The organism is Blautia massiliensis (ex Liu et al. 2021) (assembly GCF_052064225.1).
In the GTDB taxonomy this organism is placed as follows: Bacteria; Bacillota; Clostridia; order Lachnospirales; family Lachnospiraceae; genus Blautia_A; species Blautia_A fusiformis.
In genome coordinates, this window is sequence record NZ_JBQHWA010000022.1 from 46,522 (window position 1) to 61,089 (window position 14,568).

Genomic DNA, 14,568 nt, shown 5'->3' on the forward strand with positions numbered 1-14,568 from the left:
TATGTCTGAATTTGAGACAAGATTTTCCGGTATGAAACAGGCAGCAGAGCAGGAAAAACGCCTGGCATCTGAGATAACAGAAATAGAAAATGATGTCCGAAAAGTGATGAATGATCTGCAGATACGTTCAGAAGCAATGGCAGAAATTAAAAGAAAATTGAACGGAAATCTTGAGAATGTAACAACTGCAAAACAGAGACTTCAGGTTCTCTCAGGTGCACTTGAAGAGATTACTGCACTGTATGAAAGCACAGAAAACCGGATTCTTGGAAAAGACGGTGGGAACTCCCGGAATAGCGACAGAAGTCTGAAAGATATCAGGAATAAGATCGATAACGTAAATGAAAAATATGGTCTTGACAGTTCCAGCGCATATAGTAAAGACCCGGTCAACCTCTGTAATGGAAATTATGTATACGAAAAAACACTGCTTAAAGTGGAATCTGAGATGGATCTTTCTTTCCGTATTTTTTACAATATGCAGAACCCTTCAGGAGGAATCCTGGGAAGAGGCTGGATGCACAACTGGGAAATCTGTCTGAAGATCGCTGGAGATCAGATAATGATGATCAGGTATGATGCTTCTCAGCTGAAATTTTTACGAAAAGGTGACAGTTTTATATCGGAAAAAGGAACACTGGCAACTCTCTGCGAAGAGGACGGAGGATACTGTGTTACAGATCACGAAGATATCAGCTGGCATTTTGATACAGATGGAAAGCTGCAGAAGGAAGAAATTCCCGGAGGCTCCTGGATCATCCTGAATTATATGGAAGGTATTCTGAGAAAAGCCACAGATCAGAATGGAGATTATATAGCATTTGATTATGATGAGACAGGAAGGATGAAAGAAGTACGGGATCAGTCGGGCAGAAGCTTAAATATTTACTGTGATAAAGGACGGCTTTCTTCTGTGTGTGACTCGCAGGGAAGGGAAAGCCGATATGAGTATGACAGCCAGGATAATCTTAATGAGATCATAAATTCAAAAGGCGTAACAGCTCTCAAAAATGAATATGACGAAAAAGGGAGAACCATTCTCCAGAGATTTCCGGACGGCGGGATTGTCAGGTATGAATATCTGGACGAAAAAAATCAGGTGGTCATGACCGAACAGAATGGGAACAGGATCACCTATGAACATGATGAACTTCTCCGCAATACAAGAAATATTTATTCGGATGGAGAGGAATCTTTTACCTATAACGAAAATAACCAGAAAACTTCTTTTACAGATAAAAGAGGAAATATAAGCCACTATGATTATGATAAAAACGGAAATCTGATCAGTTTTACTTCACCGCTGGATGACAGAATGCAGATAGAATATACTGGCAGAAATCAGCAGAAAAGTGTCTTTATGAACGGCCAGCTTATCCATCAGGCAGAATATGATGAAAAAGGTCGTCAGATTTGGAGTGAAGATGCGCTCGGAAATCGGGAAACCTATGAGTATGATGAAAAAGATCAGCCGGTAGTATGGACTCGTCCGGATAACAGTAAAATCTATATGAGCTATGACAATGGTGGAAAACTGGAATCCGTTACCAACAGCATGGGCGGTAAAAACATTTATGGATACAATGACAGAAACCAGGTGATCTCAGAAAAAGATGCTCTTGGAAATACTACCAGATACCAGTATGATGACGGGGATAATCTGACCATGATCCGAAATGCAGCCGGAGAAGAGAGACATTTAAGATATGATGCCTGCGGAAATCTGATCCTGATCACGGACTTCAACGGCGGCGTTACAGAAATCGAATATAATGAGATGAACAAACCGGTCTGTGTTACAGACCCGGACGGATGCTGTATCCACATGGAATACGATGTCATGTGGAATCTGGTAAAAAAAACAGACGGTGAAGGTGGAGTCACCCTGTATGAATACGATGATCTTCACAGACTGATCCGCATTACAGATCCGGAAGGCGGAGTGAATCAGCTTACTTACGACAGCTGCGGAAATCTGATCCGAAGAATTGATCCGGAGGGAGGAATCCATACACTGGGATACGATGCCCTCAACCGGCCGGATTATATAAAAGATCCTTCAGATATGGAAGTAAAAGCTTCGTATGATGCTCTGGGAAATATTACAGAAGTGCGTTACTCTGATGGTACAGCAGAAGAATATGCCTATGATCTTAACGGAAATATGACTTCTTTTAAAGACAGAGATGGTTATGAAAAGAAATTTTATTATGACTGTCTTGGAAATCTGGAACAGATCGAAGATACTGTGGGGATTATGGAGAAACGTGAATATTATCCAGGAGGTCTTCTGAAAAAAGAATCTCATATGGATGGAAAAACGAGAGAATTTTTCTATGATATTAACGAAAACATTACCCAGATTACAGAAAATGAAAAAACGAAGTGGTTTTTTACTTATGATGTACTGGGACGTGTGATAAAAGCAGAGCAGGAAAATGGAATCTGCGAAACTTATGAGTATGATGCCCTTGGAAATGTGATTTCTGTTGTAAATGGTGAAGGAGCGAAAACAGCATATCATTATTCCATGGGTGGACTGTTGGAAAGCGTCACGGATGCCCTGGGAAATCAGACAGGATACAGATATGATAAATGCCGCCGTCTGACAGCGATTCTTCAGCCGGAAGACGGAGGGATCGATGCAGGTGTTCTCAACAGTTTGAATCAGGAACAGAAAGCTCTGAGGACTACCATATATCAGCGAGATCTTGCAGGAAATATCACAGGAGTTACAGATCCGGCAGGAAACAGGACGACATTTGCTTATGACAGATGTGGAAGACCACTTAAGAGGAAAGATGCTGATGGAACTAGTGTCAGCTGCAGCTATAATCCGGACGGAACCGTACAGGGATACCGGTTCTCCGATGGAACTTCTATTGCGTATGCGTATGATGCATTTAAAAATCCTGTATGCGTAAATGACTGGAATGGCACTACCAGGATCCGCACAGATATCATGGGACGAATCCGGGAAATCAAGAATCCGGATCAGGAGATCCTGAAATTTGAGTGGGGCCTGCGGGGTGAAAAGAAAAAAGTTATTTATCCCGATGGCATGGAAACCATGTATACATATGATAATGGCTTAAGAATTACCAGTTGCAAAAATGGCCAGGATGGAGTAGAGTATTCCTACTGGCCGGATGGCAGAAAGAAAAAAGTGGATTATCCTGGTGGATTTTCCGCTTCTTATAAATATGATGCACAGGGAAATCTTGCTGAAATCTGCAACAGTCAGAACGGAAAATCGGAAGAAATGATCCGTTTCCAGTATGACAGAGCAGGACGAAGGACTGAAATCATAAAAGAGGGAAAAATAAATGAGAGCCTTTCTTATCAGTATGACAGAGCAGGACAGCTTCTTAGGGTGCTGAAAAATGGACAGACAGCAGAGATATACAGTTATGACCGGTTCGGAAACCGCACTACATCCAGTATTTCCGGTAAAGAGACCAGATATCAGTATAACAAGCTGAATCAGCTGATCAGCCGCTGCACAGATGGAATAACTTCACAGTTTGCCTACGATGGAAGAGGAAATATGACAGAAGAATCTGTAAATGGAAATCCTGTGCGGCAATTTACCTTTGATGTGAGAAACCGGGTTACAGAGATAAAAACACCGGAAAAAACAACACGGTACGTAAACGACAGTTTTGGAAACAGAATCAGTGCGTTGACAGAAATTTCAGGCCAGGAGCCTCTTTGTGAGAAATATATTTACGATATTTCCAGTGAACAGAATCATCTTTTCAGTATCCGTAAAAAAGATTCTTACCAGAATATCTGGAGAGACTGTGGAATCCTGGGAGAGACGGAGAACGAAAAAACATCATTCTTTATCAATGATGAGCGAATGACTCCGGTATACAGGCTTCAGGCCGGAAAAATGCTGGCATATGCAATGTGCGACAGTTTTGGAAATCAGGAACTTCAGAAAGAAGAATACAATAACTGGGGATTTACGGGATATCGAAGAGAACCGGAAGGACAGCTTCTTTATGCAAATGCAAGGGAATATGATCCGTCTTTGGGCAGATTCTTAAGCAGAGATCCCTGGGCTGGAGTGATCACGATACCGCTTACCATGAATGCGTATACATATTGTCTTAATGATCCGTTAAACATGTATGATCCAACCGGACAGGTGGCAGCCTGGCTGGCAGGTGGAATTGTTGGAGCAATTGCAAATGTAGCAACAAAAGCAGCAGGTGATGTTGTAACATCTGTTGTAACCGGTAAGCCGGCGGTAAGTTCCTGGCAGAGCTTTGTCAGTAGCTATGCCGGTGCCGCGGCAGGTGGCTTTACAACAGGAAGCGTTTTTGTGGCAAGTGGTGGAAATACTATGGCAGCCGGTGCAGCTGGTGCAGCGGTGGAAACATTTGTGGGAGACGGATTAAGTATGGTTACAGGAGCCAAAGGCTATCGGAAAGAGGATGGCTATACACTGGCAAATCTGACTTACAATACAGCAAAAAGTGCTGCGGCAGGAGGTACGGCGGGAGCTATATTCAGTTCGGCATCCAAGTATATCAGAATACCAAAGATCACAGCTGGAAAGGGAAGTATGGCCTCTGTATGGAAACAGGTCATGACAAAAGCATCCCGGTCTCAGATTGCCGATATCACATGGAAAACCATCGGGAAAGGTGTTATCGCATTTGGTGGTGTGAAGTTCTTCGATCAGATCATAAGCAAGGGTAAAAAGAAGGTCACAGACAGTATAAAGAAAAAAGGCAGGGAAATCCTGACCAGTATTTTTACTCCTGTCCCCGTTTATGCGGAAACAACCAGTGCGAAAGAATATATGAGCGGAAACAGAGGCAGTGCGAACTGTCCGGCAGAAGGCAGCTGAATTGGATAAATAGGAAATGAGGAAAGAAATGAACGGTAAAATACAACATGATATTAACTGGAAAGAAATGCTGTATCTCATATGTCTGTGTACATATATTGTAGTTTTTACGCTGGTTATGGAAGGCAGTCTGTTATCTTATATCCCTTTTATGAAATGGGAACAGTTTGTTATTTTTATCCATGTTATCAATGGAATACTTGTGGTTAAGATCTTATTTGATATAGCGGAAGAACCGCGGATCGCCGGTGTGATCGTATTAACCGGGGCTGTAGGTTTTATGGTATACAGACACAATTCGGCAGACATGATTCTTTCAGTATTATGGTTTCTGTGTGCCAGCAGAAATGTAAGGCCGAGAAAGATCACGCAATGTCTGTTCTGGAGTCATCTTTTCAGTTTTGTTATGATGCTGGTTCTGTGCATAACGGATATTGTGCCATTTGGAAAAGTCGTAAAAAGCGGTCATACAGCAGTATCTTACGCATTAGGTTTTCCGCATCCCAATATGGCTGCAGCCAAGCTCCTTCAGATCATAATGCTGTTCTGGCTGCTGAGAAAAGGCAGACTTACTCTGATTCACTATATAGGAATTATCGCTGCAATGATAGGAATTAAATATGTTATGGACTGTGGAACAGTTGTCCTGTTGCTGGGAGTGCTTCTGGTATTCACTGTACTGTATAATATACCGGGAGTTACCGCTTTTTTATACAGAAAGATACACGTAGTGAGAAATCTGTTTTTGACAGGATATCTTGGGATCCTGGGGGCAACAACAGTATTTTTCTATATATGTAAAAATGAAATGAGATTTAAAGTGCTGGGAACATTTGGATCACGTATTATCCAGGCGGTCAGATATTATAAATATTACGGTTTTTCTCTGTTTGGACAGCCGCTTATGTATTACAAATTAAATCCAGAGGAAGCAAAAAAAGCAGGACTGTATACTCTGGATAATGGATATATGTATCTGCTGCTTGGATTTGGAGCCATATTGTTTCTGTATCTTATCTTTTTACATGCAGGAACCATATGGTGGATGTTCCGGAGAAAAAGACTGGATTATATAGTTATGTATGGAGTATTCTTCATTTATGGCTTTCTTGAAACACAGGTAATCCGTACAAGTATGAATTTTACGTTATTCTATCTGTTTGGATTTATCTGGGAGTATTATGATACCAAAAAAACAGCAGAAAACAGCAGAAAACAGCAGGAGTAGAAAGTTATGGCAAAGAAGTTAAATGGAACTGTTATCGTAACATACAGATGCAATGCACGATGTACGATGTGCAACCGATATAAATGTCCATCCAGACCGGAAGAAGAGATCAGTATTGAAACGATCAGAAAACTTCCGAAAATGTATTTTACGAATATTACAGGCGGAGAACCTTTTATCAGGGAAGATCTGCCGGAGATCGTCCGCGAGCTTTACAAAAAATCAGATCGTATCGTAATCTCCACCAATGGATTTTTTACAGACAGGATCATCAAGCTGTGTAAGGAGTTTCCGGATATTGGAATCCGTATTTCCATTGAGGGACTGGAAGAAACCAATAATGAGATCCGTGGTCTGAAAGATGGATTTAACAGAGGCTATAAAACCCTGAAAGCATTACGTAAGATGGGCATGAAGGATGTTGGATTCGGAATGACTGTGCAGGATAAAAATGCAAGGGACCTGGTGCCTCTTTACCGTTTATCCAACAAGATGGGTATGGAGTTTGCAACAGCATCTCTTCATAACAGCTTTTATTTTGTAGAGGCAAAAAATATCATTCATAACAGACCAATGGTAGCAAAGAATTTTGAGAAGCTTGTCAATGAACTTCTGAATTCAAGATCACCGAAAAAATGGTTCCGTGCATATTTTAACCATGGTCTGATCAACTACATTTACGGACAGAAGCGTCTGCTTCCGTGTGATATGTCCTTTGATACTTTCTTTATTGATCCATATGGAGATGTAATGCCATGCAACGGAACGAAAGATAAAGAAGTTATGGGGAATCTTAATGAACAGACCTGGGATGAGTTATGGAATTCTCCACAGGCAGAGAAAGTCCGTAAAAAAGTCCGCTGCTGTGACAGAAACTGCTGGATGATCGGTTCCGTATCACCGGCAATGCATAAATATATCTGGGTTCCGGCCTGGTGGGTGATCCGCCATAAGCTGAAATTCTGGACAAAAAAGAAATACTCCATGTATGAAAACAAGATCGTACGGGATTACAAAAAAGGAAAAGTGACAAAAGAAGAGCTGGATAAATGTTCAACCTGCGATATGAACTGTACAGTAAATGACGGACTTTCCAGTGAATCCAGGGCGCAGCTTGACAGCCGCACAGGAGAAGAGATCGTTGATGCAGATATCAGAAAGCAGCTGAACAAAACGGAGTAAGAAAGATGAACATAGGAAACATTGAAAAAGCCAGACAGAAATATATATCTTTTGATATTTTTGATACCCTTCTGTATAGAGATGTAAGTGATTACCGGCAGATATTTAAGCTGACAGAAAAGAAACTTTGCAAAAAAGATGCTGACAGATTTAAAAACTTTTACAGAGAAAGAACAGAGGCGCAGAAAAAGGCGCAGTCCTCTTCCAAAACAGAGGCAACTCTGGAGGATATTTATAATAATACGTCGTATAGTACAGAAGAAAAAATACTGGCAGAGAAGATCGAAACAGAGACAGAACTGGAACATCTTCATGCAGATAATATGCTGGTCCATCAGCTGAAAAAACTAAAAGCAGAAGGCAAAAAGATCCTGATCATATCAGATATGTATCTGGATGCAGAAACATTGGGCTCTTTTTTGAAATGCAGGGAGATTCCCTATGACCGACTCTATGTTTCCTCAGAACTGCAGATGCGTAAAGGAAACGGAAAACTTTTTGATCATGTATTGAAGGATTTAAAGATCCGAAAAAAGGATCTTCTCCATATTGGAGATAATTACAGAAGTGATTTCCTTATACCAAGGTCAAAGGGGATTTCCAGCATCTTATATAAAAATTATATTTTAGACAAAAAGCTGGATAAAACACACCCTGTTGAAAAAGAGATGTACCGCATTTTTTCAGAAAATCAGATCACAGACTATTATGAAGAAATCGGATTTAAATGTCTTGGCCCTCTTCTTTATGGATTCTGCAGATGGATACAGGAAGAGAAAACAAAAGAAAACCTGCAGGGAATTTGTTTCCTTTCCCGGGATGGCCAGATCGTTCAGAAAGTTTATAATGAGATCTACGGTGATGCAGAAGCACTGTATTTTCTGGCATCCAGAAGAGCACTCACAGTTCCTCTGCTTGAAAATGTCCGGGATTTTGAAGAAATACTTAAGACTGTACCGTATATAAAAAGAGAAGAAAGTGTGGAAGATCTTCTGGCAAAACTCGGACTTTATGATACTGCACTGACAGACAGGATTAGGAAAAAATATGGGAATACGATAGCAAGAAGTGAACTTACAGGTGAAAAAGGAAAAGAAATTTTCCATATTATCTGGGAACCGATGAAAAGAAATGCACAGTACGAAAAAGAATGTGCAGCTGGATACATAAAAGCAAAAATGCCGGAAGGCAGAGTAGGACTCGTAGATATCGGCTGGTACGGTACTATGCAGAAATCCTTTGAGAAGATCTGCAGGATAACGGGAGTGGAAAGAGAATTCTACGGACTGTATCTGGGCATGCTTTCCAGAGACGGTTCCGGTCTTTCCAATGCATCCGGATATATTTATAATTTCAAAAATAAAAAATCTTTTGACAGTACGATGGTATTCGGATTTAATGGCCTGATCGAGCTGATGTTTACAGCTGACCACGGATCAGCAAGAAATTACAGAAAGCTGGAATCAGGGGAGTACGAGTGTGTCCTGGAAGAAGATATGGGCGAATACAGTGACTTTGTAAGAAAAGCACAGGAAGGTGCCCTGAAATTTGCAGCCTGCATGAAAGAAAGCAAATATGCCAAGAAGTTTGGACGCAGACAGGCATATAAGCTTCTACAGGGACTTCTGATCGATCCTACATATGAAGAAAGCGTGATTCTTGGAGATCTGAAATTTTATGATGTGTATTTCGAAAAGATCAATCAGTTTTGCGGATGGAAAGCATTTCTTATGAATCCGAAGAAATCTCTCAGTGCGTTTCTGAAGTCAAACTGGAAGATCGGATACTTAAGAAAAATGGGATTTAAGAATCCAGTTGCCATATACAAACTGATCAATAAGATAAAAAAATAGGGGAAGATATATGAAAGTTGTTTATATTCCTGATGTGGGGGAGACATATGGCGCTGCCATATCTTTTAAAGAGATGGTAAGCGGTTTGAACAGAATATATGGAGTGGAACCTGTCATTCTCACCAGCCAGACCGGAATACTGACAGAATATGCGAAGGAAAATGATTTTGAAACACATGCGATCGGACATAAGGCATTTCTGATAAGCAGCGGAAGTACCCCTGTAAGAAAATTCATAAAGAAATCATTAAAGCCTTATTATAAAATGCAGTATAAGAAAGCAATTGAGGCTGCCATACATGAGGCAGAGAAATATGTAGATTTCAGTCAGGTGGATCTGATACATTCCAATGTTAACCGGAATGATGTTGGAGCCCTTCTTGCAGAAAAGTATGGGATTCCGCATGTGTGGCATATAAGAGAGTTTGGAGATAAAGATTACGAGTGCTTTTCCTTAAGAGATTCTTATATTGAATTTATGAATAGCCATGCAGACAGATTTATTGCAGTATCAAAGGCAGTAAAAGAACACTGGGCAGAAAAAGGATTGGACAGAGACCGGATTGACGTTGCATATGACGGCGTAGATCCTTGCAGATATGATATCAACACAAACAGGAAAAAAGATGATAAGATCCGAATGATATTTTCCGGAGCAATTATTCCGAGCAAGGGACAGATCCAGGCAATCCAGGCACTTGCAGGTCTTGATCCTAATCTGAAAAAACGCATCAGGCTGGATATTTATGGAACCGGTGCAAAAGAATATGTGTGGAAGCTGAAAAAGATTATAAAAGATAACGGGCTGGAAGGCAGTGTGGAATTTAAAGGCTACTGTGATGACCTGTATAAGAAGATCAACAGTTATGATATTGGTTTTGTGTGTTCCAGATCAGAGGGGTTTGGAAGAGTTACCATTGAGTATATGATGTCCGGTGTATGTGTGATCGCGTCGGATACCGGTGCTAATGTAGAACTGATCTGGGACGGAGAGAATGGAGTTCTATACAGATATAGTGATATTCAGGATCTGAGAAAAAAACTGCAGGACGTGATTTTTCATATAGAGCAGACAAGAAAGATGGCGGAGAATGCATACAAAATATCAAAAGCTTCATTTACAACAGAAAATGGATTAAAGGATATATACGGGGTATATGAAAAAGTATGTTCTGTAAAACAGGAAAAGTAATATGAACAGTGTCAAAAAAAATTTTATATATAATATTGTCTATCAGATTCTGGTAATGGCAATTCCGCTGATAACAGCACCGTATCTTGCCAGAGTTATAGGATCGGCAGGAGTAGGAACATATTCTTATACATATTCTATTGTATATTATTTTATGATGTTAACTTTGCTGGGAGTTAACAATTATGGAAACAGATCTGTTGCAAAAGTAAGAGACGACAAAAAGAAATTATCAAAAGTTTTCTGGGGCATTTATATTTTTCAGTTATGTATGGGTATGCTTATGCTTGTATTATATCTGGGATGTGTATTTGCCTTTGAAAGTAAATACAGAAGTATTGCTTTGATACAGTCTGTATTTATCGTATCTGCAATACTGGATATTAACTGGCTTTATTTTGGACTGGAAAAATTCAAAATCACTATCACAAGAAATGCTTTTCTGAAAGTATTGTCTGTTATTCTGATCTTTATTTTTGTCAGAAAAAGGGGAGATCTGTGGAAATATACACTGATCATGTCCGGAACAACTGTGCTGAGCCAGCTGGTTCTGTGGGGGATTTTACGAAAAGAAGTTACACTGGTAAAAATTTCTCTGGCAGATATAAAAAGACATATAAAACCCAATCTTGTACTGTTTATTCCTGTAATTGCGGTAAGCCTGTATAAAATGATGGATAAGATCATGCTGGGTTATCTGGTGAATGTAGTTGAAGTAGGCTATTACGAAAATGCGGAAAAAATAATGAACATTCCACAGGCGCTCATTGCCGCACTGGGTACAGTTATGCTCCCGAGGATGTCAAATATGATCGCTTCCGGGAATAAACAGGAAATGAAGAATTATATTGAAAAATCCGTAAGCTTTATTATGTTTATGTCCTTTGCCATGTGTCTGGTACTGGTAGCGATCGGATATAATTTTGCGCCTTTATATTTCGGAAAAGAATTTCAGAAAACAGGTATTCTGATCATGATGCTTGCAGTTACACTGCCATTTGTTTCTTTTGCAAATGTAATTCGTACCCAGTATCTGATACCTATGGAAAAAGACAGGGAATATATTATTTCCGTGGGACTTGGGGCAGTGGTAAACCTGATCGTCAATTTAATTCTTATTCCCAGATTTTCCAGTGTAGGTGTCTGTGTAGGAACGATTATGGCTGAGTTTTCGGTAATGGCTTATCAGGTCGCGGAAATTTGGCATGAACTGGATTTTAAAAAGTATATAAAAAATATATGTCCGTTTTTCTTTAAAAGTGCAGTTATGTTTATAGTGATGTATGTGTTTAACTATATAGATATGTCCTCTGCGGTAAGGCTGCTTCTTCAAATTATGGCAGGAGGATTGGTATATTTAATATTAAATTTCAGATATATGATGATGTTGCTCAGAAACAGAAAATAATATCTGACTTGTTTAAAACGGAGCTTAAATATGAAGATTGGATTAATAACATATTATAAAGATAATTATGGTTCTATATTACAATGTTATTCCACCAAGTATATGACAGAAGCATTGGGATATGAGTGCGTGGTTATGTATAAACGCGAAAAAAAAGATATTTTTTCTCGAGGATATCGGATCTTGCGCAATCTGGCTTATTCGTGCAGGTACAGAGATTTTCTGCCGGCATATATTAAAATGAAAAATGCTGTCCGGGTTACGCAGATGCAGCTTCCGGTGAAGACAAAAGAAAAAATGGACAAATTTGTGGATGATTATCTGAAACCACAGGAGTTTTCCGGTAAAGATCTGATCCGGGCAGGAAAAGATAAGACATATTCAAAATTTATTGTAGGAAGCGATCAGATCTGGAACTGCAGCCATTTGATAGATGACATATTTTTTGCACCATTTGCAGCAGCGGGTAAAAAGATAGCGTTTGGAATATCATTTGGTGTGGACAGGATACCGGATTACAATAAATCTGTAAAGAAAAGAGCTCGGAGCTTTAATGCCATATCTGTCCGTGAGGAAACCGGGAAGAGAATTCTTGAGTCCTTTTATCCGGGAGAAATCCAACGTATCGGTGATCCTACAACAATGCTTGATAAAGAAATGTGGGAAGATTTTGCAAAGGATGGGTATAAACCGGATTTTCCATATGTACTGGTTCATTTTCTGAATGAACCGACCAGAGAAACAATTGCCCAGATAAACCGATATCTGAAATCATACGAAAAAAAAGCAGTTTGTGCAGGACCAAGTTATGATGTATATGATCAGTTGGCTGAAAAAACGATCATGGATATAGATCCGGTAAGTTACGTAAGTCTGATCGGCTGCGCAGATGCAATATTTACAGATTCTTTTCATACCACCGTTTTTTCTGTGAATCTGCAAAAAAATTTTTACTGTTTTCAGAGGCAGTACCTGAATGCAGCACCTCAGACCAGCAGATTATCTGATCTTTTAAAGAGAATAGGTCTTGAAGAAAGATTCATTGAAGATGAACGAGAAGTACAGTTTCAGGACATTGATTATGATCACGATTATCTCGAAAAAGAACGGGAAATTACATATAAGTATCTGAAAGAAAAGCTGTTGGGTAAATAAAAGTGCGGAAACGGATTTGATTATGATGAATGAAAAGAATATTTCACAGATTGGAAAAAAATGTGTCGGATGTGGAAACTGTAAAAATGTCTGTCCCAAGCAGGCTGTCAGACTTGTGACAAGCGATGAGGGATTTCTGATACCGGAGATCATTTTTACGAAATGCATTCAGTGTGGAAAATGTCTGTCGTACTGTCCGGCAGAAAATAAAGTTAAAAGTGAAAATATAGGGGCATATGGCCTGACAGAGGAAGATAAGCCGGAGCTTATGAAGTCAGCTTCCGGAGGAGCTGCATATATGGCATCAAAATTATTTATTGACAATGGTGGGTATGTATGTGGCTGTGTTTTTGATGAAAATCTTCATGCAGTTCATATAGTTTCCAACAACCTGGAAGATATTAGAAGAATGAGGATGTCAAAATATGTGCAGTCCGATGTATCAGATTGTTTCCCAAGAATTAAGGAGCTGTTAAAACAAAATAAAAAGGTGCTGTTTATTGGTACACCCTGTCAGGTTCATGCATTAAGCCTTTATGCAGAAAAATACAGAGAAAATCTTACGCTGATCGACATTATATGTCATGGTTGCCCGTCTCCGGGATTGTTTTCTGTATATATCCGGTCACTGGAAAAGAAAGAAAAGGGAAAAATAGCCAATTTTAAATTTCGTTATAAACTTCCGGATAAGTGGGGAAAGTATTATATTTATTACGAAGTACCGGAAAAGAACCGGAAAAGAATAAAAGAATTTTATTTTGAGAATTATGGCTATGCTTTCTTTGAAGGTCTGTCATTCAGGGAAAGCTGTTATACATGTTCTTATACTTCTGTTTTTTCACGACCCGGAGATATCACACTGGGGGATTTCTGGCATGTGGATGAGTATTATCCACAGGTAAAGCATAAAAATGGAGTATCAGCAGTACTGATCAATACAGAAAAAGGGAATGATCTTTTTCAGAGAATACGGGAAGGAAATGATGTGTTTTCCTGTGATAAAGAAGAAATCATAAGATGGCAGGAAAATCTGAACCATCCTGTAAAAAGACCGGAAAAACGGGACATTTATTATAAAAATTTCAGTGAAGATTTTTATATTGCTAAAAAGGGTCCTTCAAAAATGAAATCAAGACTGGTCAGATGCATTCCTCCCAGCCTGAAAGAAAAATTAAAGAACATATTACGATAAGGATCAATCCTCCTCAATCACCTGAATCTCCAGATAATCAAACTCAATCTGCTCAATAAAATTATCTTGATAAAAACGTGCTTTGTCATGCTTCTTAAAGTCTTTGACAGTGGCGTCCAGCCAGATAGGATTTCCAAGATCCATCTCATAACAGATCTCCTCAAGACCATGGAAGATCTTATGGGTTCTTGTGTCGTCACTGTCATCACACACTACTGTATCTTGAAGCATATGATTATCTTTCCATATTTTTCCCCATAAACGAAACATAGTTTCACCTCACCTTTCCGCTGTCAGTCCACAGAGACGAAAGCATCGGATTTCTATGCGATAGTATAGTCGATTTGCAGCGGAAAGTAAAGGCTAACTATTATAGGCTATTTTGTTATTTTCATTGATTTCACATGTAAGTGCTTCAAAAGAAGGCGTAGTGCTATTTCCTCCACCAATTGATATACTGGGAAAAACCAATATATTTTAAGGAGGACTTATTCTAT

9 protein-coding genes are annotated in these 14,568 nt (G+C 39.4%); 8 read left to right on the forward strand and 1 reads right to left on the reverse strand.

What is annotated here, in order from left to right; all coding sequences use genetic code 11:
* Nucleotide 1 precedes the first annotated feature (1 nt).
* The 8 genes from ACTNDQ_RS10285 to ACTNDQ_RS10320 are packed head-to-tail and all read left to right on the forward strand — an operon-like array spanning nucleotide 2 to nucleotide 14,071.
* Entirely contained in the window at nucleotides 2-4,861 is a 4,860-nt protein-coding gene (locus ACTNDQ_RS10285) for an RHS repeat-associated core domain-containing protein (protein WP_441064545.1), read from the forward strand.
* Nucleotides 4,862-4,889: 28 nt separating this feature from the next.
* On the forward strand, nucleotides 4,890-6,089 hold the full coding sequence (locus tag ACTNDQ_RS10290; RefSeq protein WP_441064547.1) for a hypothetical protein: 1,200 nt from the start codon (nucleotides 4,890-4,892) through the stop codon (nucleotides 6,087-6,089).
* A 6-nt stretch (nucleotides 6,090-6,095) separates the two neighbouring features.
* A complete protein-coding gene (locus ACTNDQ_RS10295) occupies nucleotides 6,096-7,271 on the forward strand; it encodes a radical SAM/SPASM domain-containing protein (protein WP_441064549.1) in 1,176 nt (391 codons plus the stop codon).
* Between the two features lie 5 nt (nucleotides 7,272-7,276).
* Entirely contained in the window at nucleotides 7,277-9,124 is a 1,848-nt protein-coding gene (locus ACTNDQ_RS10300; RefSeq protein ID WP_441064550.1) for an HAD-IA family hydrolase, read from the forward strand.
* Nucleotides 9,125-9,134: 10 nt separating this feature from the next.
* A complete protein-coding gene (locus ACTNDQ_RS10305; protein ID WP_441064551.1) occupies nucleotides 9,135-10,316 on the forward strand; it encodes a glycosyltransferase family 4 protein in 1,182 nt (393 codons plus the stop codon).
* 1 nt (nucleotide 10,317) lies between these two features.
* Nucleotides 10,318-11,724, forward strand: a complete 1,407-nt coding sequence (locus tag ACTNDQ_RS10310; protein ID WP_441064552.1) for a flippase — start codon at nucleotides 10,318-10,320, stop codon at nucleotides 11,722-11,724.
* Between the two features lie 30 nt (nucleotides 11,725-11,754).
* A complete protein-coding gene (locus tag ACTNDQ_RS10315) occupies nucleotides 11,755-12,879 on the forward strand; it encodes a polysaccharide pyruvyl transferase family protein (RefSeq protein WP_441064553.1) in 1,125 nt (374 codons plus the stop codon).
* Nucleotides 12,880-12,901: 22 nt separating this feature from the next.
* A complete protein-coding gene (locus tag ACTNDQ_RS10320; protein ID WP_441064554.1) occupies nucleotides 12,902-14,071 on the forward strand; it encodes a Coenzyme F420 hydrogenase/dehydrogenase, beta subunit C-terminal domain in 1,170 nt (389 codons plus the stop codon).
* A gap of 3 nt (nucleotides 14,072-14,074) precedes the next feature.
* On the opposite strand, the gene ACTNDQ_RS10325 is transcribed toward ACTNDQ_RS10320, so the two are convergent.
* The gene (locus tag ACTNDQ_RS10325; protein ID WP_441064555.1) at nucleotides 14,075-14,341 is read right to left on the reverse strand and encodes a hypothetical protein; all 267 of its coding nucleotides are present in this window, start codon (nucleotides 14,339-14,341) and stop codon (nucleotides 14,075-14,077) included.
* Nucleotides 14,342-14,568 lie beyond the last annotated feature (227 nt).